Genomic DNA, 22,475 nt, shown 5'->3' with positions numbered 1-22,475 from the left:
CTGAAAGTTCAGACGGCCTTTTATTGCTTTAATTATAAGGCTGACAATGCCTGATTAAAGGTTGCGCTCGGACGCATCGCTTGCGCGGCTTTTTCAGGATTGGCTGCGTAGTAGCCGCCGATGTCGACCGCTTTGCCTTGTACGGCAGAGAGTTCTTCAACGATTTTGGCTTCGTCGGCAGTCAAAGCGGCTGCCAATGGAGCAAATGCGGCTTTCAGTTCGGCATCTTTGTCTTGCGCTGCCAATTCTTGCGCCCAGTAGAGGGTGAGGTAGAAATGGCTGCCGCGGTTGTCGAGTTCGCCTGCTTTGCGTTTAGGCGATTTGTCGTTCAACAGCAGTTTTTCGGTGGCTGCATCCAAAGTGTCGGCGAGGACTTGGGCTTTGGTATTGCCGGTTTTTTGCGCCAGATGTTCAAACGATACGGCGAGCGCGAGGAATTCGCCCAAAGAGTCCCAGCGCAAGTGGTTTTCTTCGAGGAATTGTTGAACATGTTTCGGTGCGGAGCCGCCCGCGCCGGTCTCAAACATACCGCCGCCGTTCATCAATGGAACGATGGACAGCATTTTCGCGCTGGTACCCAGTTCCAAAATTGGGAACAAGTCGGTCAGGTAGTCGCGCAGGACGTTACCGGTTACGGAGATGGTGTCTTCGCCGTTTTTCAGACGACCCAAGCTGAATTTAGCGGCTTCTTCAGGAGCGAGGACGCGGATGTCGAGGCCGTCGGTATCCAGTTCGGCAAGGTAGGCTTTAACCTTGGCGAGCAGGCTCTTGTCGTGCGGACGGTTTTCGTCGAGCCAGAACACGGCTGGCGTGTTGCTCAGACGGGCGCGGTTGACGGCGAGTTGTACCCAGTCTTTAACCGGAGCGTCTTTGGTTTGGCACATACGCCAGATGTCGCCGGCTTCAACGTCGTGTTGCATCAGGACATTACCTGCTGCATCAATGACTTGAACTTGGCCGTCAGCTTCGATTTCAAAAGTTTTGTTGTGCGAACCGTATTCTTCGGCTGCTTGCGCCATCAGGCCGACGTTAGGAACGGTACCCATGGTTGTCGGGTCAAACGCGCCGTGTTCGCGGCAGAAGTCGATGGTTGCTTGATAAACGCCGGCGTAGCTGCTGTCGGGAATGACGGCTTTGGTGTCTTGCGCTTTGCCGTCTTTATCCCACATACGGCCGGAGTTGCGAATCATCGCAGGCATAGAAGCATCGACGATGACATCGCTAGGAACGTGCAGGTTGGTAATGCCTTTGTCGGAATCAACCATGGCCAAATCAGGGTTGGCAGCGTAAACGGCAGCGATTTCAGCTTCAACGGCGGCGCGGGTGTCCGCATCCAGTTTGTCCAGATTGGCCAGCAGGTTGCCGAAGCCGTTGTTGACGTTGACGCCGACGGCAGCCAGTTTGTCGCCGAATTTTTCAAAAACAGGCGCGAAGAATACTTTGACGGCGTGTCCGAAGATAATCGGGTCGGACACTTTCATCATGGTGGCTTTCATGTGCAGCGAGAACAATACGCCTTTTGCTTTTGCGTCTTTTACTTGCTCGGCAAGGAAGGCGAGCAGGGCTTTTTTGCTCATTACGGTTGCGTCGATGATTTCGCCGGCTTTCAGGGCAACAGGCTCGCGCAGCTCTTTTTTGTTGCCTTGTTTGTCGGTGAACACGACGGATACGGAAGTCGCTTCAGGTACGGTAACGGATTGTTCGTTATGGAAAAAGTCGCCGCTTTGCATGGTGGCAACGTGGGTTTTGGAGTCTTTTGTCCACGCGCCCATGCTGTGCGGATGTTTTTTGGCAAAGTTTTTCACTGCTTTAGGCGCGCGACGGTCGGAGTTGCCTTCACGCAGGACAGGGTTTACCGCGCTGCCTTTGATGCGGTCGTAGCGTTCGCGTACGGCTTTTTCTTCATCGGTTTGAGGGTCGGCAGGATAGTCGGGAACGGCAAAGCCTTTAGACTGCAATTCTTTAATCGCGGCAGTCAGTTGCGGTACGGACGCGCTGATGTTCGGCAGTTTGATCACGTTTGCATCGGGTTGTTTCACCAGTTCGCCCAATTCGGCAAGCGCATCAGGTACGCGTTGCGCTTCGGTCAGGTATTCTGGAAACGCCGCCAAAATACGGCCGGAGAGAGAGATGTCGCTGGTTTTGACATCAATATCGGCATGGCGGGTAAACGCCTGCACGATTGGCAACAGGGATTGAGTGGCCAATGCAGGAGCTTCGTCGGTGTAGGTATAGATAATGGTGGATTTAGTCATGGGATTATTCTCTATGTAGGTTAAGTTTTTCTTTTCGGGCACATCGCGAGAAGAAACGTGCTAAGCCTATTATGGCATATTTCGGCGGATTTGGTTGTTGTTTTGATGTTATTGTTTTTTAAGTTGCGGAAAAGAAAAAGGCCGTCTGAAAAGACGGCCTAAATATAAGGACTTATCCGATAATCAAAACAGCATTGCTGCCACCGAAGGCAAATGATGAGCTGGCGGCAATGCATTTTTCAAACGGCCAGCGGCTGTTTTCGTCGGTCAAAGCGATGTTGGGCAGCTCGGAATCGGGTACGTTGTCCCATTGTTGGGGCGGCAGTTTGCCTTCCGGATTGTATTGGCGGTTGGCCATCAACCAGGCAAACGCGGCTTCGATCGCACCGGCTGCACCCAAAGTATGACCGGTGGATGGCTTGGTTGAAGTGCAAAGGGTGTGGCTACCAAATACTTCGGCAACGGCTCGGCTTTCCATGCTGTCGTTGTGTTGCGTGCCGGTGCCGTGCAGATTGATCCAGCCGATGTCTTCCGCTTTCAAACCGGCTTTATCCAAAGCGGCCTGAAAAGATTGGGCTGCACCCAAACCGTCAGGGCGGGGCGAAGACATATGGTAGGCATCGCTGCTTGCGCCGTAGCCCAGCAACTGCATTTCGCCGTCAAAATCGGCATCGCGCGTCATCACGAAAAATGCGGCTGCTTCGCCGATATTGATGCCGTTGCGGTTGGCAGAAAAAGGCTTGGCGATGCCGTCTGAAAGCACTTCCAAAGAGGCAAAACCATTAATCGTCAGCGGAGAAAGCGTATCCGCGCCGCCGCAAATTACGGCATCACACAATCCGGCACGAAGCAATCGGGCTGCGCTGATGAGGGCGCGTGCGCCGGAAGTGCAGGCGGTGGAAACGGTATAGCGCAAGCCGTCCAAACCGTAAACTTGGGCGATAAATTCGGAGGGCGAAGCCATGGTGTGTTGCAGCTGTTTGAACGGAACATCCGTCCATGCACCACCTTGGACAACGTGTTGGAACAAAGGGATATTTTCGTCTGCGCCACTGGTGGACGTACCGGTAACGACAGCGACCCTTTCTTTGCCGTAACGGGCAATGGCCGTCTGAATCAGTCCGTCTATTTGCGAAAGCGCGTGCAGGATAAGCTGGTTGTTGCGGCTGCGGTGTGCTTCGGGGATGCTGTCGGGCAAGGGCATCAGGGTTTCTTTGACTGCACCGAAAGCATGCGTTTTGCCTTTTACCCATTGGTCTGAAAAAGTCAGGGGCGTGTTTTCAGACGGCGTGAGTAAGGCTTCGGCATGAACTTGCAAGCCGCTGCCCAATGCGCTGGTCAGTGCCGGACGGCTGAGATAAACAGGAGTATTCATGAATTAGTCTTCTGCAATCGGGCTGACCGTCCAGAAAGTTTGGTCGGGGAAGCCGATGAGGAATTGTTCGGAATGGTGGGCGACACACCACAAATCACGCTCGCGGTAGCTGAACACCGCGCCTTTGCCGTCAGGGCAGAAGCCTTGATGGGTGGCGTTTTGTTGGCGGGCTTCAGGATAAAGCGTGGCGGCGTGTTCAGCAGCCAAAAGCGGCAACAGGGCGGCAAACAGTCGGCGCGAAGTGGCACTGGGCATCACAAAGCCGTCATTTTTCCAACCTTTGGTGCTGACCGATTGACGTGATACCGGCGCGCCCAGTGCATCGGTTTGGACAAAGCGGATGCCGTCTGAATGAGGTTCGACTGCCAAGAGATTGGTTTGAACGGTTTGCCCCGCCGCATTGGTCTGCTCGAGTTTGAACCATTGGCCTTCTTTGGAAAGCGGCGGCAGCGTTTGCGGATGGGGGAGCGAAGTTGCGCATGCGGAAAGCAGTAGTGCGGCAAGCAAAGGGATAAATCGCATAAAGTTTTATCTATCGGTCAAAATATTTAATGATGAGGGTAGATTTTCAGACGGCCTGTTCCGTTTTCAGTCTAGGCCGTCTGAAAGGCATTTGTCCTTATTCTACCTTCAAATCGCCCACCAATGCGGCAAGCGTGGACAAGCGTTGCTCGGATTTTTCCACGAATGGATTGTTCGTGTCCCAAGCGTAGCCTGCCAAAATAGACGAAATCATGCGGCTGATTTCAGGGCTGCGGTTAGGCGCGTAGATGGCATTTTGAAAGCGGAAATCGTACCAACCGTTTACATAAGTGCGGAATGCGTTCACACCAATCATCAATTGGTCGGCAAATTCGGTTTGCCAATCGACGGCTTTGCCTTTGAGCTGTTTGCCCAACAAGTCGGCAGCCAGTTTGGCAGAGTGCAGGGCAATGGTTACGCCGGAGGAGAAGACGGGGTCGAGGAATTCGGCGGCGTTGCCCAAAAGGGCAAAATGTTTGCCGTACAAGGTTTTCACGTTGGCAGAGTAGCCTTGGATGGAGCGGAACGGGAAATCGTTTTCCCAAACGGCTTTATCTAAAATTTCCGCCAGCATCGGGCACTCGTATACAAATTTTTTCAACACGGCTTCTGATTCGCCGGCCAGTTTGTCGGGCGTGCCGACAACGCCGATGGAGCAGCGGTTGTCGCCGAAAGGAATCAGCCAAATCCAGACATCGCGATGTTCCGGATGCGTGTTGATCAGGATTTTGTTGCGGTCGAATTTCGGGCTGGTGATGTTGTCGTCGATATGCGTGAAGTGGGCTTGGCGCGAAGGCAGCTCGGACGGGCTTTCCAAGTCCAAAAGGCGGGGCAGGACGCGGCCGTAACCGCTGGCATCCAAAACGAATTTGGCGGTCAGTTCATAGTTTTCGCCTGTATCGGTCGCAACGCTCAAGCGTGCCACATCGCCGCTGTTGTCAAACGCGGTTACACCGTGTCCGAAGCGGACATCGACGCCTTGTTTTGCCGCTTCATCAATCAGGATTTTGTCGAAGATGCCGCGGCGCACTTGATAAATGGTGCCGGGGCCGTCTGAAAATTTTTCAGTAAAGTTGAAATCTGTGTAACGGCTGCCCCATGAAAACGCAGCGCCGTCTTTAAATTGAAAGCTGGGTTCGGCATGCACTGCGTCGGCAAAACCGGCTTCTTCCAACATTTCCATGCAATGCGGCAACAGGCTTTCGCCGATGACAAAGCGCGGGAAATGTTGTTTTTCCAATACGCAAACTTTAAAGCCTTGTTTGTTCAGCAAAGCAGAAGCAACCGAACCTGAAGGACCTGCGCCGATAACGGCAACGTCAAATTCTACGGACATTTGAAAATACCTTTGATTTTAATGATAAATAATGTTTAAACCAGTGTCTGAAGTTTTTCAGACGGCCTCTTACAACGTGATGATAGAAGTTGAAACAAAATATCGCCTTAATTTAATCGTCTTCATCTTATGTTTAATTTTTCAACAATGTGCCTGCCAGCCAAATATTGAATGCCACGCCGATGGTAACCGTCATGCCGAATGCGGCAACGGCGGGCGTGCTGCTGATGGCGAGCAGGGCAAAGGAAATGGCTGTCGTCGCGGCGGCAAGCAGCATACCGCCTAATTTTGCCGGCGCGCTGTGGTGTGCGGTGGCGGCATAGACGGCATAGTCCACGCCGATGGCGGATACTAAAAGCAGGCCGAACATGGCAAACAGGCTGACGGGAATGCCGGCCAAACCGAGTACGGCAACGGTGCAGATGGCGGCGGCCAGCGGCACGGCAAGGATTTTGCTGCCGCGTTTGAAACCGAACATTTTCCACAAAAGCAGCCATGCCAACGCATAGGAAGCCAGTTTCAACCATGCGGCCTGATTGCGCGTGTGGTGGAAAAGCTCGTTTAAGTGGGCGCGTTTGTCTGCCCAATGTACGCCGGAGACGTGTTGCACTGCGGCGCGTACGGCGGCTTCATCAGTCATGCCGTTCAAACGCACGACGGCAGCAAAACGGCCTGGTTCCACTTCGCCCAAATACAAGGAACGCCAAGCTTCTGCCAAATCGGTATTCAGGCCGTCCGAAAGCGACAATGGTTGCGTATCGGCAGCTTGAAGCAGGGCATCGCGCACGGTTTTGCGTGGAATACCGATTTCTGTGAGCGGTTTCCAGCTATCAGGCAACTTGGTCAATTCGCGCAGGCGGTTTTGCAGTTTTTGCTGTTCCGTTGTCGGCAGGATGAATTGGTCGGGCGATTGGATGCCGGAAAGTTTGCCTTGCGCGATTAAGGGCTGCAGGGCGTGGCCGAGTTCGGCGGTTTTCTTCAACAGGGCATCTTCGCTTTGTGCTTCGGCCACCAAATATTTGCCGCCAAAATCCGTGCCGCTCAACCGGCCGATTTGTTGTACTTCGGTCAACATCGCGGTCGGCATATTGACCCATTGACGGATGTCGTCACGCCAGTCGCTGCGCCACAGTCCGACTGCCAGCAAAATTCCGCCTACGATTAACCAGCCGCGTTTGTGCAGGCGGTTTTTCAGACGGCCTGACAAGGAATAGAGCTTTTCGGTTAATGCGGCAAAAGGCACGGTTTTGGCACGATAGCGGCGAAACAGCGGCGGCAGCCATAAAACGGTGGCACCAAACGCGCCAAATAAGGCAAAGCCTGAAAATACGGCGGTTTGGCGCAGTACAGGCAAAGGGGTAAACCACAGCAGCGCGTAGCCCAAGACGGTAATCGTCAGGCTGACGGCAAAGCTCGGCAAGACATGTTTTATTGCCGATTCGGCCTGCCAAACGGTCTTTTCAGACGGCCCGAATACCGAAGGAGCAAGCCAGTGCAACGGGAAATCCACCAACATACCCACCAAGCTGGTGCCGATGACGATGGTCAGGATATGCACTTCGCCGAAGGTTAATAATGCAACTGCCAATCCGGTCAACATGCCGGCTGCCAACGGCAAGGACAGCAAAAATACGCGGCCGCTGCGGAAGACCCACAACAGCAGCGCAAAGGTCAGCCCAAGTCCGACCATGCTCATCAGCCGGCTTTCTTTTTCTGCGGCTGCTTTGGATACGGCGGCGAACAATGCACCACCTGCGCTTAAGGTTTCTGCGCCATTTTCCGAAGCGATTTGACGGCTTTGCGCCATCAGCGGCAAGAGGGCATCGTTGCTGGAAAATTGATCTCCGCCGGCGATCCGTCCGCGTAAAAATACCCAAGTTTTGCCTTGGTCTTCGGCAAACAGCATGCCGTTGTCCATGTCCCACTGCAAACGGCTTTGCGGATTGGCTTTGTCGGCAACAAAGCGTCCAAAGCCCAGCCAGTCTTGTTCTAAAGACAAAGGGGAGGGGGCGGCAAAAGGATTGGCCGCGGCTTCTGCGCGCGCTTGAAAATAGGCTTTCGGCTGCTCAAACAGCAGGCGGATTTCGTCTTGCGGCAAAACGGCCAAGCCCAGTTTCTGCATATCCGCCCGCACTTTGTCCAAATTCGGCGTCATGCTGCTGTCGACTTGTTCAAATACGCCGCTCTTGCGCCATGCGTCGGCAATTTGTGAGGCCGTCTGAAAAGCAGTTTCGGCATCGGTACTGCCGGCAAGCAGGATGACTTGCGAATTGAGCTGCGCTTCTGCGGCTTTATTCGCAGCCGTCAGTAAGGCATCGGGTTGCTGCTCGCTTGGCAATAACGCGGTCAAATCGGTTTGAATGCGCGCTTGTGAAGCAAAGGCATAAACCAAAAACAGGGTAAGAAACAGGATAAGGGCAGTATAGAGGCGGTTTAGGAGGCGAAGATTCATCGTTCAGACGGCCTTTTGCAAATGCTGCTGTTGGTGTGTGGAATCAGTAAAAGTACAGTAAATTAAATCAGATTATTATTATTTTGTCAGTTATTAGATGGTTTGCCGGTTGGTTAAATCATTGGATTTGAGCGAACCGAAAAACTGCCATTGCAGGGCGACGGCTTTTCCCTGCCAAACGCAGGCAAGTGCCATCGTATCCGCCAAAATCGCGCTTGTGCCGTGCCAATCGGTTTGCTTTCCAGCGCGTAAACCGACGGGTTGTCCCAAATCGAAAATATAGCCGACCGATTTCATATCTGACGGGAAATCCAAATTTGCCGCTTTAATCAAGGCTTCTTTGAAACACCACAATCGGTAAAACGTTTCAGACGGCCAGTTTGCCGTTTCCAAAAAGTCTTGTTCTTCCTGCGTGCAGACCAAAGCCGACAGCGCTTTGAAATCGCGCGGGCGGATAAATTCGATATCGACACCGGCTGTTAAGGGATGAGGCGCACACAATAAAGCGGCAAAGCCTTGGCTGTGGCTCAGCGATACAGTCGGTAAATCGGTTTGCTGTTTTAATGCGCGGCTGACTTGCCAGTCTTGACGCTGCGCCAGTTGCGGCGTGGCAGCCAAACGTTGGCAATCGGCTGCGTTTAGAGAGGCATGGTCGTAGCAGGCGGCAAAAGACGGATCGGCCAGCAGGCAGTGAAGGGGTGTTGTATCCATAAAATAGAAAAATGCCAAACTTCATCTTGAAGTCCGGCATTTTTGACATTGCTTAGTGGAAGCTGCCTTTCAAGACCACACGGCTGTTGAATGTAGCGATGTGGCATTCGTACTCGTTACCGCCTTTGGTTACTTTGTCAAAGTAGCTAACCAGATGAACGGATTTGGCTTTTTTGCGATGTGCAGTGCTTTGGAAGCGTTTAACTGCGCTCAAGAACGCGCGTTGGCAGGTTTCATCAGGGGTTTTGCCGACTGAGTTGGAGATTTGACGGGAAGTCAAAGTCGCGCCGGATGTGCTGCCGTAGTGAACGCGGATGCTAGGATCCAAAGCGGATTTGGCTTCGGCAGAGTTCAAAGCGACATCGACTTTACACATATAAATATCGTTTTGACCTTTGCCATTGACTTTATGGCCTTCACCCATGCTGCGGCAGGCAGAACCGGCGGCAGTTGTTTTTTGAGTAGAAGTTTGAGAGGAGGAGGTAGATGGTTGGGAATTGCCGGATTGAGAGCAGGCGGCAAGCATCAGGGCGGATACGGCAACCAAAGCAGAAAAACGTAACATACGGACTCCTTTATAATAAGGGGTGTGAAAAAAGGTTTACAGAAAACAAAATCATTTTAACATATATGAAAGCCGTATAAAAATAGGATGATGCAAAAAATATTATATTTTTATTTAAATGATTTCATGGTGTTAAGAAAGTTTGGGGCGGTAATGCTTGACGGAGGAGGGCAGAGGGCGTATATTGCGGTCTTCCTTAGGAGTAATGGCTGAGAGGCTGAAGGCACTTCCCTGCTAAGGAAGCATGTGGGGTCAACCTGCATCGAGGGTTCGAATCCCTCTTACTCCGCCAAATATGAAAGACACCGTTTATACGGTGTCTTTTTTATTATCCGGGATTGCTTGAAATCTAAGGCCGTCTGAAAGTGTGAAATGAACGATTTGATTATTCTAAACAAGCCTTATGGCGTGATTTGCCAGTTTTCTGCACATGAAAAACATCCGTGCCTTAAGGATTTTGTCGAGAAACCGGGATTCTATCCGGCCGGACGATTGGATACGGACAGCGAGGGTTTGCTGCTGCTGACCAATAATGGCCGTTTGCAGGCGCAGATTGCCGACCCGAAATTCAAGCAGGTCAAAACTTATTGGGCGCAGGTGGAGGGTTCTCCTGATGAAGACAAATTGGATTTGTTGCGCCGTGGCGTAGATTTGGGCGATTTTGTCACCCGTCCGGCCGAGGTCAGGGTATTGGAAGAGGGCGAAGCGGATGTTTTATGGCCGCGCGTGCCGCCAATTCGCATGCGCAAATCCGTACCTGATTTTTGGGTGGAAATCAAAATTTCGGAAGGGAAAAACCGCCAAGTGCGAAGGATGACGGCGAAAGCAGGCTTTCCGTGTTTACGCTTGGTTCGCGTGGCAATAGGCCATCTGAATCTGTTTGATTTGAATTTGGAATTGGGACAATGGCAGTTTGCGCCGCATCGTCCTTAAATAGGATGAATAAAGGCCGTCTGAACTATTCAGACGGCCTTTTGTTATGGAAAAATCAATGATGTGAATGACCGATTTGGAAGGTCAAAGTAGTGTAGTTCGCCTGTTTTTGGCACACGCTTTGATCGGGGAAATCGGCTTTGTGTTCTACGCTGGCTTTCCAGAAACCTTGGCGCAATGGAATGATGCTGACTTCGCCTTTGTCATCGGTGGTGTAGGAGAAGGCTTGGGCTTCGGTTTTATGGGTTTTGCTGCGGTCGCTGGTGTCGAAGCCGTCAAATGTGGCGGTAACGGTGGCGTTCGGCAGCGGCTCGCCATTGAAGAGGACGCGGACTTTGAAGCGTTCGCCGACGTGGACGTTGGCAGGGTTGTCTAAAGGAACGATTTCCAAATGTTGGCCGACTTGTTTGGTGATGATGGCAGTATCTGCGCTTTCATGGCCGACATTGACGATGTTTTTACCAAACATACGGGTTTGTTCGCAATAGCTTGCATCAGGCATTTCTTTGATGCTTGCCTGCTTCCAGCCAGCGCTGTTTTTTGACCAGAAAGTCGGTTGGTATTCAGCGGTTACCAAGTAGCTGCCGTCTTTGACCGGCAATTTGCTGCGGTATTGGTAATTGTATGTGCCTTTTTGAATCATGTTTTCTTTGCCTTTTTCAGTCACCAGTTGCATGGGTTTGCTGAAAATGTGCAGGCGGTCTTTGGCGATCGGTTCAAGCTCCGGGAATTCGCCATAGCCCAATTCAGCTTCAAGGTATTCGCCGCCATGTGTGTGGGCGGTTTCAACCCAAACGCGGTGGGCGTGTGCGGTAGTGCTGAACAGGAAGGCGGATGCGATAAGCAAAGCAGTTTTTTTCAAGATTTCTCTCCGATTTTCGATGTGTAGAAAAGATAGAATAAAGTAGTTCGTTATAATATAACAAAATTATTTAAATTTAAAGAGAGGCCGTCTGAAAGTTTTCAGACGGCCTTTTAGATGATTGTTTTTTTAGGCGGATTATAGAAACGGTTTAGTCCCCGTCACGACAAACGTCAATCGCTTCCTGCAAACTGCTGACGCCGTAGATTTTTAGATTTGGAAACTCTTTGGCATTGCGCGGCATATTGGCTTTGGGGACGATGGCGCGTTTGAAGCCGAGTTTTTCCGCTTCTTTGAGCCGCTCTTGTCCGCGTGCGACAGGGCGGACTTCGCCGCTTAAGCCGATTTCGCCGAAAACCACGGTTTTTTCGGGCATGGGGCGGTTGCGGAAGCTGGAGAGCATGGCGAGGATGACGGCGAGGTCGGCGGCGGGTTCGCCGATTTTGACACCGCCGACGGCGTTGAGGAACACGTCTTGGTCGAAGCAGGCGATGCCACCGTGGCGGTTAAGGACGGCGAGCAGCATGGCGAGGCGGTTTTGTTCGAGGCCGACAGTGAGGCGTTTGGGGGTGAAGCCGTGCGCGTCATCGACCAATGCCTGAATTTCGACCAGAAGCGGGCGGCTGCCTTCTTGCGTGACCAAAACGCACGAGCCGGGCGTGTCGTCGCGGTAGCTGGCAAGGAAGATGGCGGACGGGTTGGACACGCCTTTCAAACCGTTTTCGGTCATGGCGAATACGCCCAGTTCGTTTGCCGCGCCGAAGCGGTTTTTGATGGCGCGTATCATGCGGTAGTTGGAATGTTGGTCGCCCTCGAAATACAGCACGGTATCGACCATGTGTTCCAGCACGCGCGGACCGGCAATCGCGCCGTCTTTGGTAACGTGTCCGACCAGTATCATGGCGATGCCCATTTGTTTCGCCATGCGCGTCAGTTGGGCGGCGCATTCGCGCACCTGCGACACGGAGCCGGGGGCGGAAGTGATTTGGTCGGAATACATGGTTTGGATGGAGTCGATAACGACGACTTCGGGCTGATGCTGTTTTAAGGCCGTCTGAATGGCTTCCATGCGGATTTCGGCAAGCAGGTTCACGCCTTCGGTGGGCAGTTCCAAACGTTGTGCGCGCAGGGCGACTTGTTGGGCGGATTCTTCGCCGGAAACGTACAGCACTTTACGGCTTTGCGCCATTTTGGCGATGGTTTGCAACAGTAATGTGGATTTGCCGATGCCGGGGTCGCCACCGAGCAGGATAACCGCTCCATCGACCAAACCGCCGCCCAATACGCGGTCAAGCTCGCCCATGCCGGTCGGATTGCGCGGCACTTCGGTGGCAGTAACGGCGGAGAGGGATTGGACGGTCGAAGTGTCCGCCGCCCAAGATTGGAAACGGGCGTTTTTCGGTTCGGGCGAAGCCAGGCTTTCCTGAAGCGTGTTCCACTCGCCGCAATGCGGGCATTTGCCCTGCCATTTCGGGGAAGTACCGCCGCATTCGGAACATTGGTAGATGGTTTTGGGGGCTTTTGCCATGGTGTTTTCCCTGTGGAATATTTGATGTGTGAAAAGGTCGTCTGAAAACAATCATATCGTTTTCAGACGACCTTGGGATTATGAATACTTTATTTATAATTTCAAGTATTCATCACTTGTTTAATGCAGCGGCATTTGCTGTTTTTTTGCGGCATAATAGGAAAAATTTACATGGAAGTTTTAGAAAAATGATTTTATTTCAAAATAACGATGGTAAGCTTGCCTTGCCTTGCCTTGCCTTGCCTTGCCTTGCCTTGCCTTGCCTTGCCTTGCCTTGCCTTGCCTTGCCTTGCCTTGCCTTGCCTTGCCTAGTTCTCTATTAAAATCCCTTCAAGGGTTTTTATCAAATCTATGCATAGGAGTGAAATCCTATGCCATCTAAACAAATCGCAAATTTTAATCCATCTGACAATAAACCCAGAATTCTATCTCTATTTTCAGGATGTGGAGGTTTGGATTTGGGTTTTCACCAAGCTGGTTATGAAACTGTTTGGGCGAACGATTTTTCCCATTGGGCTTGCGAAAGTTTCCGTAAAAATATCGGAGATGTCATCGTAGAAGGTGATATTGAACAAATTGATCCGAATGATCCAACTATTCCCGATTGCGACATCATTTTAGGCGGGTTCCCTTGTCAAGATTTTTCCATGATTTGGAAACAGCCGGGCTTAGAGGGTGAACGCGGCAATCTTTATAAAAGCTTTTTACGTTTTGTAAATGCAAAAAAACCGAAAGTTTTTGTTGCTGAGAATGTGAAAGGTTTGTTGACTGCCAACAAGAAAAAAGCCATCCAGCAAATTATTACCGACTTTGAAAATTGCGGTTATTACGTTCAGGCGAAGCTGTATAACTTTGCTGAATTTGGCGTACCTCAATTTCGTGAACGTGTGCTGATTGTCGGAGTACGTTTGGATACAGGATTTGATTTTCGCCATCCGGAACCGACACACAATGAAACTGGCGAAAATGGCTTAAAACCATATGTAACTGCTGGTCAAGCAATATCTAATATTCCACAAAATGTTAGTAATAATGAATTGCTGAAAATTAGTGATAAAACACGCCGTATGTTGGAATTAATTCCTGAAGGTGGAAATTTTACTGATATTCCTAAAGATCATCCTTTATATGTGAAAGGTATGATTAGCCACGTTTATCGTCGTATGCATCGGAACGAGCCATCAAAAACAATTATTGCAGCAGGTGGTGGTGGTACTTGGGGCTATCACTTCCCTGAACCGCGTGCTTTTACTAATAGAGAACGAGCAAGGCTTCAAAGTTTTCCTGATGATTTTGAGTTTGTCGGATCAACAACTGAAGTACGTCGCCAGATTGGTAATGCTGTTCCTCCTCAAGGTGTAGTTGAGCTAGCAAAGGCTATCTTACCAATTTTTTCAGGCAACTATAAAAAAGTAGATTTACATAAGAAATTGAAAGCAGAGAAGGATGTTTTATTTCATGACCGACTAAGCAAAATTCGAGGGGGAAAACAATGAATACAGTTTTTTCCAATATCGCCAATGCCAAAATTACTGAAAAATCGCTTAATGCAGTTTGGATGGATTTATTTAAATCAGCGGATGAAGTTTTGATGGTAACAGGTTATGTATCTAATGACGCAGTGGTTGAGCTACATAAAATTTTGGAGCTAAACGATCACATTCAAAAAATAGATTTATTGGTTGGAATGCATTATTTGGAAGGTTTTAGCCATTTGCAATATGACAGCTTATGTAAACTAAATGATTTTTTGCAACATGAGAAAAGAGGAGCTGTCTATGTTTCTCCTTTTGTGAAATTTCACGGAAAAATGTATTCCTTTAAAAATTATCAACAGATCAATGGGTTAATTGGTTCTGCTAACTTAACGTGTTTTTGGGATAGTACAGAACGTACTTATGAAACCATGTTACATTTGGACGGTAAGGTTGCACAGATGTTGCAGGCAGATATTCAAAATACCATTCATAAGTTAGGCAAAAATATCCAAGAAGTTGAGAGGCCGAGTACATTTATTGAACATAACAGTCATTTAGAAAATTGTTTGGGGGTACAAAAAATTGTACCAGAAAAGATTCGGCAACTATTTGCCCAAAAGTCAGAATATCATTTCTCAATTCCGGCTAAAACCGAAGAAAAAAGTAATTTGAATGTATTTTTTGGAGAAGGTCGACGAGATAAACGGGGGTTTGTCAAACCACGACCCTGGTATGAAGTAGAGTTGATTGTATCCAAAGACATCACTTCACAAGAAGGTTATCCGATTCTGAAGTCTTTTACAGTTATTACTGATGATGGTTGGCAATTTCAATGTAAGACATCGGGAGATTATTCCAAAAATTTCCGCTCAGAAAATGATTTGAAAACACTTGGCAAATGGATTAAAGGTCGTTTGGAAAATCGTGGTTGTCTGCAAAATAACGAGAAGATTACGCATGAAACCTTACGCCAATACGGTAACGATCATTTTGAGTTCCGTTCAACCGACAATCCTGATGTTTGGCTGCTCTCATTTAAGGGGAAAAACTAAATGTTGCAAACCTACTTGAATCAATTGACCCCACCTAAATTAGCTGATTCTGTTAAAAATACCGTTGATGGTTTTATGGGGAAATTATCACAAACCGAACCGAAAATTGCTCAAAATGTTTTATTGCTGGGCAATGTTCAAAGTGGCAAAACGGCACAGGTTTTGGGTGTATTAAGTGCGTTGGCTGATGATGGCGACCACAAAGTTTTTTTGTATCTTACTACTGACAGCGTAGATTTACAGGAACAAACAGTCAAGCGCGCCGAAGCTAATCTGAAAAATTTTATTGTGTTGTCTGAAAATGATGACCGAAGTTTTATGCAGGTAATGAAGGCAAATAATCCCATATTGGTCGTGATTAAAAAGAATGCCCGTGTATTGAAACGTTGGCGTAATTTGTTTGCCAGTCAAAGTAGCCTGAAAGGCTATCCTTTGGTTATTGTGGACGATGAAGCCGATGCAGCCAGCCTAAATACTAATGCTGATAAGCCGGATAAAGATGTCAGTACTATCAATAAACTGCTAAATGACATTAAGAATTCCTGTTGTCAAAGCTTATTTATTCAGTTGACCGCCACGCCTCAATCGCTTTTATTGCAACATGAAGAATCTGATTGGCAACCCGAATTTATCCATTTCTTTGAAGCCGGTGAAAAATACATCGGTGGCAACTTTGTCTTCTCTGATCCTCCAAGCTATATCGTTCGCTTCATTGACGGTGAATTGGACGATATGAAAGATGCGAGTGGTGAAATTGCCGAAGGGGTAAAACAGGCATTGCACAGTTTTCTGCTTACTTGTGCAGAGTTTGCTTTATGCGGTAAAACCAATTGTAATTTTGCTTTACATCCAAGTTATAAAATCCAAGACCATCAAGCCTTCTCTCAAAAAATCCAAGCCTTTTTGAATGATTTGGTACAAGCGATTAATAGCGGGGAGAATCTTGCAGACAGCTTTAAAGAAGACTATTTGGATTTACAAAAGACTAAGCCTGATATTCATCATTTTGAGGAAATTTATGAAAAACTAACAGAACTTTTAGAAAATAAGCAAATTTATACTCTCGTCGTTAACTCGCAGACAGAATCAGATTTTGATTTAGAAAGAGGCTTTAACATTATTATTGGTGGGAATGTGATTGGACGAGGCTTAACTATTCCAAAACTACAAACGGTTTATTATAGTCGCACTGCTAAAAAACCGAATGCAGATACTTTCTGGCAACATTCGCGTATTTTTGGATATGACCGTGATAAATCATTATTACGGCTTTATATTCCGTTTGATGTCTATTACTTCTTTGTACAACTCAATCAAGCAAATAATCTGATTATTGAGCAGGCAAAAAATTCAGACGGCAATATTCAGGTTATTTATCCGAAAAATATCAATCCGACTCGAAAAAATGTATTGAAATTCGACAGTATCAATCAAATTGTGGGTGGTGTGAATTATTTTCCACTTCACCCAAACGAGGATAATTTGTCGGAGATTAACAAGATTTTGCCTTCTATTTTGAAAGATGAAATTCAATCTGATTTATATCAAATAGATATAGAAGATTTATTCTTGGTTCTAGATAAATTGGGTCATTATGTCCCAGATGACTGGAATAAGGAAAAATTTATTGCTGGTGTAGAAGCATTAAAGGCACAACGTCCAAGTTTTAAAACTTACGTTTTGATCAAAACAGGACGTAAACTTTCTCGAGCAACTGGCACAATGCTTTCAGAAGACGACCGTAAATTAGGAGAAAAATATCCCAATGATTTATTCCTTACACTTTATCAAGTAGTAGGAAATAAAGACAAAGGTTGGCAGGGAGAAGATTTTTGGTTGCCTAACATTAAGTTGCCATATAAGGGACTGGTGTATTGGGGAGTGAAATAACATAGAAAAGGTCGTCTGAAAACAATCATATCGTTTTCAGACGACCTTTTTTATTGAGAAATAGCAGGTTTATTTCTTACTGTCTTTATCCGCATCTTTTTTCGGTGCAGGTTTTTTCGCTGCCAAACCCAAAGATTTTTGCCATTCGGCTGGATTTTTCACTAAGTCCAAGGCTTTACGGAGCTGATCGTCTTTGGCCGGATTGGGAATGCGGCGGCTGGAGATGTCTTCGTCTTTGTCTTTTTTGGACTTGTCTTTATCGGCTTTGGTTTCTGTGTTGGCAGGCGTTTCGTTGCTGCTGTTGACGTCTTGGCCGCCCAGCGGATTGCCGATATGGCCGACCAAGTCGGCTTCGCGGCTTTCAAAGGCGCGGTCTTTGTCTTTGACTTCAACGTCGGGGACAATGCCTTGCGCCTGAATCGAGCGGTCGTTCGGCGTGTAGTACAGCGCGGTGGTCAGTTTGACTGCGCTGCCGCCGGAAAGCGGAATCAGGGTTTGAACTGAGCCTTTGCCGAAACTTTGTGTGCCGACGACGACGGCGCGTTTGTGGTCTTGCAATGCGCCGGCAACGATTTCGGAAGCGGAGGCCGAGCCTGCGTTAATCAGGACGGTCATAGGAATGGTTTTCAGCTCGGCAGGTAATCCGGCCAACGGGTCTTTGCTGCTGGTGGTGATGTAGTCTTCGGCAGTTGCTTTGAGAACCATGCCTTCTTTTTTGTTGCGGCCTTTGGTGCTGACAACGGTTACGTCAGGTTGCAGGAAGGCTGCGGATACGCCGACTGCGCCATTGAGCAGGCCGCCCGGGTCGTCGCGCAAGTCGAGGATGATGCCTTTGAGCGGGCCTTTGTTTTCTTTGACAAGGGCTTGTGCGGCTTCGTTGAGCGCGGCAACGGTGCGCTCTTGGAATTGGGAGACGCGGATGTAGCCGTAGTCTTTTTCAAGCAGATGGTGGCGCACGCTTTTGACTTTGATGATGGCGCGGGTCAGGTTGACGACGATGGGTTTGTCGGCATTTTTGCGTGAAAGGGTCAGGGTAATTTTGGTACCCGGTTTGCCACGCATTTTTTTGACGGCTTCGCTGACGGTCAGGCCGCGCGTAGAGGTATTGTCGATTTTGACGATGAAGTCGCCGCTTTTCACGCCGGCGCGTTCTGCCGGCGTGTCTTCAATCGGGGCAACGACTTTGACGAAGCCGTCTTCTTGTCCGATTTCCATGCCCAGGCCGCCGAATTCGCCGCTGGTGGATTCTTTCATTTCGGCATAGCCTTTTTTGTCCATGTACTCGGAATGCGGATCGAGATCGGACACCATGCCTTTCATTGCGCCTTCAAAAAGCTCGGCGTCGGGTTTGTCTTGGTAATAGTTGGCTTTGATTTGGCCGTACACTTCTGCCATGGTGCGGATGGTCTGCACGGGCAGGGCCTCGTTGTCTTTTTTGTCTTTTTCGGCGGCAAAACTTTGTACACTCAGACTGAGGGCGATGCCGCTAAATGCGCCGAGAGTGTAGATTGCAACTTTTTTCAAAGTGGATTTTGTTGACATTCGTTTGACTTTCTTTTTGTGTACGGTAAGCAAAGTGTTTTTTGTTTTCTCTGAACCCGTTGACTTTATGTGATTTAAACGCTCGGAACAATAAGTTTAAGGTAAAAGTTTGTTGTTTAATGTGCTAAACAGGCGTGAAAATCGTGTTTTATTGTAGTTTATGATGAAAATTCAGACGGCCTGGAGGGAAAATTCACTCAGGCCGTCTGAAGCATCAGTTAATCCATGAAAGCGGATTCATGACTTGTCCGTTGTAGCGGACTTCAAGGTAAAGGCCGGTTTCGCCCGACGGCAAAGTGCCGCTGGTGCCAATCTTGCTGCCGGCATTGACGGCGTAGTTTTGGGCGATGTCAATTTCACTCAAACCAGAGTAAATGCTGACATAGCCGTCGCCGTGGTCGAGAACGACTACTTTGCCGTAGCCTTCAAGCTCGCCGGCAAAAGTAACTGTGCCTGAGGCAATGCTGCTGACCGGGGCCGGAACGGTATTGTAGAACACGCCTTTCCAAACTTCGCCATCGCCGCGGTCTTGACCGAACAGGCCTGCCAATGTGCCGTTGACCGGTTTTTTCAGACGGCCTTGCATACGGCTGAAGCTGTTGGCGTTGCTGACGGTCAAGCCTTGGGTATTTGGGGCTTGCAGTTTCATGTCTTCGTCAGTCAGCGTGGACATGGCGGCGCGTTCGGCCTCGGCTTTTTGTTGGGCGGCAGCCTGCTCTTTGCGGGCTTTTTCGGCGGCGGCCAAACGGGCTTCGGCGGCTTTTTTACGCGCTTCGGCTTCGGCTTTGCGTTGCTCGGCTTTGCGTTTTTCCAAATCTTTCAAGAGATTGTTGAGGCGCTGCTCGTTTTCTCTGTGGTTGATTTTCTTTTGCGCTTCTTTGGCCATCTGCGCGTTTTGACGGCGGCTTTCGGCTTGTTCGGCGGTATTAGTTACGCCTTGTTGACGCAATGAAGCTTGGATATTGGCTTGCAGTTTTTTCAGGTATGCCAATTCATTGTTGATTTTTTGCTCTTGCGCTGCCAGCTCTTTTTGTTGTTTTTCCAAGTCTCTCATGACTTGGTCGTTGGCGTTGTTGATATAACGCGTGTAACGCAGGAAGCGGGTTTTTTGACCGGCATCGGCGTTTTTCAGGAAGAGGGCGACCGCGTTGGGCTGGCTGTTTTTATAGTTGCCGGACACAAAGCGCGAAATTTGGGCGCGCGTGTTGGACACTTCGGCTTTCAACTGGTTGGCATCGGCATTGAGTTTTTGGAATTTTTCCCAAGCGTCGCGTTGTTTGCGGTTGATGCCGGAGAGGTTGTTGCGTGTTTGTTGCAGCTGTTTGAGCGTGGCATTGACATGGATAATGAAACCCTCGTTGCGTTTGGCAAAGGATTTCTTGCTTTCCATCTCGTTGGCGGCGGCAGTCACGGCTGCTTTGAAATCGTTGTCGGCTGAAGAGACGGCTTTAGGCTCAGCTTTAGGCTCATCTTTTTTGTTTTGCTCTTTGGCTTTTATGTCTTTTTTAGCGTCTTTTTTATCTTCAACAGCTTTTTTGGCAGGCTCTTTGGCTTTGGTTTCTTTGGTATCGGCCTTTTTGTCTTCGGCTGCTTTTTTTACTGGTTCTTTGGATTGACGCTCTTTTTTATCCTCAGCCGCTTTTTTAGTAGGCTCTTTGGTTTTGGTTTCTTTAGATTCTGCTTTTTTTACAGGTTCTTTGGCTTTACTGTCTTTTTTATCTTCAACAGGTTTTTTGTCTTGTTCTTTGGCTTTGCCGGGTTTTGCGGCTGCGGCTTTTTTGTCTTTGGCTGTTTCTTTAGGCTCTTCGGCTTTGCGGTTGGCCTTTTTATTGTCGGCAGCGGCTTCGGCGGCTTTAGCCGGTTTGTTTTTGGCTGAAGCGCGTTCGTTTTTGTCGGCGGTTTCCTTCTCTTTGGAGGCTTTGGCTTTAACCGCTTTTTTGTCTTCCTCTTTTTCTTTTACTGCTTGTTTTTTTGGGGTTTCTTTTTTGACATCCGCCTTGGCGGCTTCTTTCTCTTTTTTCACGGGCGCAGCTTTTTTGACGACGGCCGCTTTTTCTTTCGGCGCGTCTTTGGCAGCATAGGTTGGCAGGGAGAAGCTGAGCAACAGGGCGAGGATGAGGGGTTTGTAACGCATGGTTCGATCTTGCTATTAAAGTAGGAACAATAGGACGGATTATACTGTCTGTCAGGCCGTCTGAAAATAATATTGGGTTGCAATATGGACGAACGGTCTTATATAGTAATGATGGAGTAGGCGGATATGATTCCGCCTGTCTGGAAACTGACAGTCTGCATTGACAGGATATTATGAAAAAATATTTATTAGTAGTGTTGGGTGCCATGGTTTTGGCGGCTTGCGGTAACGATACCGATAAAATCGGACGCGCCAGTACGGTGTTTCATATGTTGGGTAAAAACGACCGTATTGAAGTGGAAGGCTTTGACGATCCTGATGTGCAGGGGGTTGCCTGCTATATTTCGTACGCGAAAAAAGGCGGTTTGAAAGAAACGGTCAATCTGGAAGAAGATGCCAGCGATGCATCGGTTTCCTGCGTGCAAAGTGCGGAAGTCATCCGTTATAACGAGTCTGAAGTTTTGAAACCGCGACAAGTGTTCAAACGCAGCGCCAGCATGGCATTTAAGAGCCAGCAGATTATCCGCTACTACGACCCGAAACGTAAGTCTTTCGCTTATTTGGTGTACAGCGATAAAATCGTTCAAGGCTCGCCGAAAAACTCTTTGAGCGCGGTATCGTGTTTTGCCCATGCGAAAACCGATACGCCGGTACCGGCAGGCGGCGCGGTTTACGGTGCGTGCGTGGTGGACGCGCCGGTTGCCGATGGACAAAAATAATAAAATCAGCTTAATAGATTAAAAGAATATGAATTTAGCCAACCATTTCCTGATTGCCATGCCTCATATGGATGATCCGTTTTTTACGGATACGGTCATTTATGTGTGCGAACACGATGAAGAAGGTGCGCTGGGCATCATCATCAACAAACCTTCGCCGATTACCATGGACATGATTTTCGCCGCCGCCGACCGCAATATCCCGTTGCGTCTGCAACATGAAAACGTGATGATGGGCGGGCCGGTTCAGATTGAGCGCGGCTATGTCGTGCATACGCCGATCGGCCGCTGGCAAAACAGCATGGTGGTAACCGATAACGTCGCGCTAACTTCTTCGCGCGATGTGATTGAAAACCTGTCTAAAGAAGGTGCGGTGGACAAGGCTTTGATCAGTATTGGTTATTCGAAATGGGGCAAAGGGCAGTTGGAGCGCGAGCTGGCAGAAAATGTTTGGCTGACCGTGCCTGCGGACGAGCATATTCTTTTTGATGTGCCTTACGAACTCCGTTATGCCGCCGCTTTTGAAAAATTGGGTATCAATCCGAACGCCTTGGTTTCAGGAGTCGGCCATGCCTGATGCACCAAAAGGTACGGTTTTGGCCTTTGACTTCGGCGAGGCGCGTATTGGCGTGGCGCAGGGCGATGCCGAGTTGGGTATGACCCATCCACTGGCGACGATAACCGGCAACAGCAATGATGAAAAATTCGAAGCCATTGCCAAGCTGGTCAAAGAATGGCAACCCAAGTATTTTGTGGTCGGTCTGCCGACGCATACCGACGGCACGGAGCATGAGCTGACCCGTTTGAGCCGCAAGTTTGGCCGCCGTTTGCACGGACGTTTTAACTTGCCGGTTTATTGGGTGGACGAAAGGATGTCTTCCCTATACGCTGAAAGTCTGCTTGCAGAAGCCCAAGTGTTTGGCCGAAAACAAAAATCCGTACTTGACCAAGTAGCGGCGCAGGCGATTTTGCAAGGATTTTTTGAAGGTGGGGCGGCCGAGTATTTCAATGGCCGCGAAGAATAGCATTATTCATTATAAAGGCCGTCTGAAACTTGGTTTCAGACGGCCTTTGTTTTGTTACGGCTTTGGGATAAAAGAAGTTTAGTTTGGTTAATCCTG

General features: G+C 48.9%; 19 protein-coding genes and 1 tRNA gene. 9 read left to right on the top strand and 11 right to left on the bottom strand.

Going from position 1 to position 22,475, the window contains the following annotated elements; all coding sequences use genetic code 11:
• Window positions 1–32 precede the first annotated feature (32 nt).
• The 7 genes from ACTHUF_RS07140 to ACTHUF_RS07110 form a co-directional block, all read right to left on the bottom strand.
• Entirely contained in the window at window positions 33–2,255 is a 2,223-nt protein-coding gene (locus ACTHUF_RS07140; RefSeq protein ID WP_315094627.1) for an NADP-dependent isocitrate dehydrogenase, read from the bottom strand.
• A 172-nt stretch (window positions 2,256–2,427) separates the two neighbouring features.
• Window positions 2,428–3,630, bottom strand: a complete 1,203-nt coding sequence (locus ACTHUF_RS07135; protein ID WP_315094629.1) for a beta-ketoacyl-ACP synthase — start codon at window positions 3,628–3,630, stop codon at window positions 2,428–2,430.
• 3 nt (window positions 3,631–3,633) lie between these two features.
• Entirely contained in the window at window positions 3,634–4,152 is a 519-nt protein-coding gene (locus ACTHUF_RS07130; protein WP_315094631.1) for a hypothetical protein, read from the bottom strand.
• Between the two features lie 97 nt (window positions 4,153–4,249).
• Window positions 4,250–5,488: an NAD(P)/FAD-dependent oxidoreductase gene (locus ACTHUF_RS07125; RefSeq protein WP_315094633.1), complete on the bottom strand. Its 1,239-nt coding sequence runs from the start codon at window positions 5,486–5,488 to the stop codon at window positions 4,250–4,252.
• A 133-nt stretch (window positions 5,489–5,621) separates the two neighbouring features.
• On the bottom strand, window positions 5,622–7,940 hold the full coding sequence (locus ACTHUF_RS07120; protein ID WP_440407399.1) for an MMPL family transporter: 2,319 nt from the start codon (window positions 7,938–7,940) through the stop codon (window positions 5,622–5,624).
• A 93-nt stretch (window positions 7,941–8,033) separates the two neighbouring features.
• Complete coding sequence (locus ACTHUF_RS07115; protein ID WP_315094637.1) at window positions 8,034–8,651, bottom strand: 4'-phosphopantetheinyl transferase superfamily protein; 618 nt, start codon at window positions 8,649–8,651, stop codon at window positions 8,034–8,036.
• A gap of 52 nt (window positions 8,652–8,703) precedes the next feature.
• Window positions 8,704–9,216 carry a hypothetical protein gene (locus tag ACTHUF_RS07110; protein WP_223168965.1) on the bottom strand — a complete coding sequence of 171 codons (513 nt, stop codon included), beginning with the start codon at window positions 9,214–9,216 and terminating at the stop codon, window positions 8,704–8,706.
• Between the two features lie 199 nt (window positions 9,217–9,415).
• Here ACTHUF_RS07110 and ACTHUF_RS07105 point away from each other — a divergent pair.
• Together ACTHUF_RS07105 and ACTHUF_RS07100 are read left to right on the top strand one after the other, a co-directional pair.
• Window positions 9,416–9,508: transfer RNA gene (locus ACTHUF_RS07105), tRNA-Ser, on the top strand.
• A gap of 80 nt (window positions 9,509–9,588) precedes the next feature.
• A complete protein-coding gene (locus ACTHUF_RS07100) occupies window positions 9,589–10,149 on the top strand; it encodes a pseudouridine synthase (protein ID WP_315094639.1) in 561 nt (186 codons plus the stop codon).
• A gap of 55 nt (window positions 10,150–10,204) precedes the next feature.
• On the opposite strand, the gene ACTHUF_RS07095 is transcribed toward ACTHUF_RS07100, so the two are convergent.
• Together ACTHUF_RS07095 and radA are read right to left on the bottom strand one after the other, a co-directional pair.
• Complete coding sequence (locus tag ACTHUF_RS07095; protein WP_440407398.1) at window positions 10,205–11,011, bottom strand: DUF4198 domain-containing protein; 807 nt, start codon at window positions 11,009–11,011, stop codon at window positions 10,205–10,207.
• Window positions 11,012–11,162: 151 nt separating this feature from the next.
• On the bottom strand, window positions 11,163–12,539 hold the full coding sequence (gene radA, locus ACTHUF_RS07090; protein ID WP_003747343.1) for a DNA repair protein RadA: 1,377 nt from the start codon (window positions 12,537–12,539) through the stop codon (window positions 11,163–11,165).
• Between the two features lie 80 nt (window positions 12,540–12,619).
• Between radA and ACTHUF_RS07085 the strand changes: the two genes are divergently transcribed.
• The 4 genes from ACTHUF_RS07085 to ACTHUF_RS07070 are packed head-to-tail and all read left to right on the top strand — an operon-like array spanning window position 12,620 to window position 16,959.
• Window positions 12,620–12,862, top strand: coding sequence for a hypothetical protein (locus ACTHUF_RS07085; RefSeq protein ID WP_172884820.1), 243 nt, complete (start codon window positions 12,620–12,622; stop codon window positions 12,860–12,862).
• A gap of 48 nt (window positions 12,863–12,910) precedes the next feature.
• The gene (locus tag ACTHUF_RS07080; RefSeq protein WP_315095132.1) at window positions 12,911–14,035 is read left to right on the top strand and encodes a DNA cytosine methyltransferase; all 1,125 of its coding nucleotides are present in this window, start codon (window positions 12,911–12,913) and stop codon (window positions 14,033–14,035) included.
• Window positions 14,032–15,069: a restriction endonuclease PLD domain-containing protein gene (locus ACTHUF_RS07075; RefSeq protein ID WP_315095130.1), complete on the top strand. Its 1,038-nt coding sequence runs from the start codon at window positions 14,032–14,034 to the stop codon at window positions 15,067–15,069. Before ACTHUF_RS07080 ends, ACTHUF_RS07075 begins: the two co-directional genes overlap by 4 nt.
• Complete coding sequence (locus ACTHUF_RS07070; RefSeq protein WP_315095129.1) at window positions 15,070–16,959, top strand: Z1 domain-containing protein; 1,890 nt, start codon at window positions 15,070–15,072, stop codon at window positions 16,957–16,959.
• 69 nt (window positions 16,960–17,028) lie between these two features.
• Here the strand turns inward: ACTHUF_RS07070 and ACTHUF_RS07065 are convergent, their stop codons facing one another.
• Both ACTHUF_RS07065 and ACTHUF_RS07060 read right to left on the bottom strand, forming a co-directional pair.
• Entirely contained in the window at window positions 17,029–18,501 is a 1,473-nt protein-coding gene (locus ACTHUF_RS07065; protein WP_440407397.1) for a S41 family peptidase, read from the bottom strand.
• A 214-nt stretch (window positions 18,502–18,715) separates the two neighbouring features.
• A complete protein-coding gene (locus ACTHUF_RS07060; RefSeq protein ID WP_440407396.1) occupies window positions 18,716–20,635 on the bottom strand; it encodes a peptidoglycan DD-metalloendopeptidase family protein in 1,920 nt (639 codons plus the stop codon).
• A 173-nt stretch (window positions 20,636–20,808) separates the two neighbouring features.
• Here ACTHUF_RS07060 and ACTHUF_RS07055 point away from each other — a divergent pair, with 173 nt between their 5' ends.
• From ACTHUF_RS07055 to ruvX, 3 genes are read left to right on the top strand one after another with little or no spacing between them, the layout of a single operon-like run.
• Window positions 20,809–21,354 carry a CreA family protein gene (locus ACTHUF_RS07055; RefSeq protein ID WP_440407395.1) on the top strand — a complete coding sequence of 182 codons (546 nt, stop codon included), beginning with the start codon at window positions 20,809–20,811 and terminating at the stop codon, window positions 21,352–21,354.
• Window positions 21,355–21,382: 28 nt separating this feature from the next.
• Window positions 21,383–21,931 carry a YqgE/AlgH family protein gene (locus ACTHUF_RS07050; RefSeq protein WP_004520085.1) on the top strand — a complete coding sequence of 183 codons (549 nt, stop codon included), beginning with the start codon at window positions 21,383–21,385 and terminating at the stop codon, window positions 21,929–21,931.
• The gene (gene ruvX / locus ACTHUF_RS07045) at window positions 21,924–22,379 is read left to right on the top strand and encodes a Holliday junction resolvase RuvX (RefSeq protein ID WP_004520086.1); all 456 of its coding nucleotides are present in this window, start codon (window positions 21,924–21,926) and stop codon (window positions 22,377–22,379) included. The genes ACTHUF_RS07050 and ruvX overlap by 8 nt, the downstream gene beginning before the upstream one ends.
• The last annotated feature ends 96 nt before the right edge of the window (window positions 22,380–22,475 follow it).

The organism is Neisseria sp. P0024.S006 (assembly GCF_051956595.1).
Classification (GTDB): domain Bacteria; phylum Pseudomonadota; class Gammaproteobacteria; order Burkholderiales; family Neisseriaceae; genus Neisseria.
The sequence above is the reverse complement of the archived record's forward strand: the minus strand, read 5'-3'. Positions and strand labels throughout refer to the sequence as shown.

Bases quoted from the DNA above. Each gene is read 5' to 3' on its own strand.
- ACTHUF_RS07140 (WP_315094627.1), bottom strand. From the start codon at position 2,255: ATGACTAAATCCACCATTATCTATACCTACACCGACGAAGCTCCTGCA.
- ACTHUF_RS07110 (WP_223168965.1), bottom strand. From the start codon at position 9,216: ATGTTACGTTTTTCTGCTTTGGTTGCCGTATCCGCCCTGATGCTTGCC.
- ACTHUF_RS07050 (WP_004520085.1), top strand. From the start codon at position 21,383: ATGAATTTAGCCAACCATTTCCTGATTGCCATGCCTCATATGGATGAT.
- ACTHUF_RS07065 (WP_440407397.1), bottom strand. From the start codon at position 18,501: ATGTCAACAAAATCCACTTTGAAAAAAGTTGCAATCTACACTCTCGGC.
- ACTHUF_RS07080 (WP_315095132.1), top strand. From the start codon at position 12,911: ATGCCATCTAAACAAATCGCAAATTTTAATCCATCTGACAATAAACCC.
- ACTHUF_RS07125 (WP_315094633.1), bottom strand. From the start codon at position 5,488: ATGTCCGTAGAATTTGACGTTGCCGTTATCGGCGCAGGTCCTTCAGGT.
- ACTHUF_RS07085 (WP_172884820.1), top strand. From the start codon at position 12,620: ATGAATACTTTATTTATAATTTCAAGTATTCATCACTTGTTTAATGCA.
- ACTHUF_RS07120 (WP_440407399.1), bottom strand. From the start codon at position 7,940: ATGAATCTTCGCCTCCTAAACCGCCTCTATACTGCCCTTATCCTGTTT.
- ACTHUF_RS07060 (WP_440407396.1), bottom strand. From the start codon at position 20,635: ATGCGTTACAAACCCCTCATCCTCGCCCTGTTGCTCAGCTTCTCCCTG.
- ruvX (WP_004520086.1), top strand. From the start codon at position 21,924: ATGCCTGATGCACCAAAAGGTACGGTTTTGGCCTTTGACTTCGGCGAG.
- ACTHUF_RS07115 (WP_315094637.1), bottom strand. From the start codon at position 8,651: ATGGATACAACACCCCTTCACTGCCTGCTGGCCGATCCGTCTTTTGCC.
- ACTHUF_RS07100 (WP_315094639.1), top strand. From the start codon at position 9,589: ATGAACGATTTGATTATTCTAAACAAGCCTTATGGCGTGATTTGCCAG.
- ACTHUF_RS07130 (WP_315094631.1), bottom strand. From the start codon at position 4,152: ATGCGATTTATCCCTTTGCTTGCCGCACTACTGCTTTCCGCATGCGCA.
- radA (WP_003747343.1), bottom strand. From the start codon at position 12,539: ATGGCAAAAGCCCCCAAAACCATCTACCAATGTTCCGAATGCGGCGGT.
- ACTHUF_RS07075 (WP_315095130.1), top strand. From the start codon at position 14,032: ATGAATACAGTTTTTTCCAATATCGCCAATGCCAAAATTACTGAAAAA.
- ACTHUF_RS07055 (WP_440407395.1), top strand. From the start codon at position 20,809: ATGAAAAAATATTTATTAGTAGTGTTGGGTGCCATGGTTTTGGCGGCT.
- ACTHUF_RS07135 (WP_315094629.1), bottom strand. From the start codon at position 3,630: ATGAATACTCCTGTTTATCTCAGCCGTCCGGCACTGACCAGCGCATTG.
- ACTHUF_RS07070 (WP_315095129.1), top strand. From the start codon at position 15,070: ATGTTGCAAACCTACTTGAATCAATTGACCCCACCTAAATTAGCTGAT.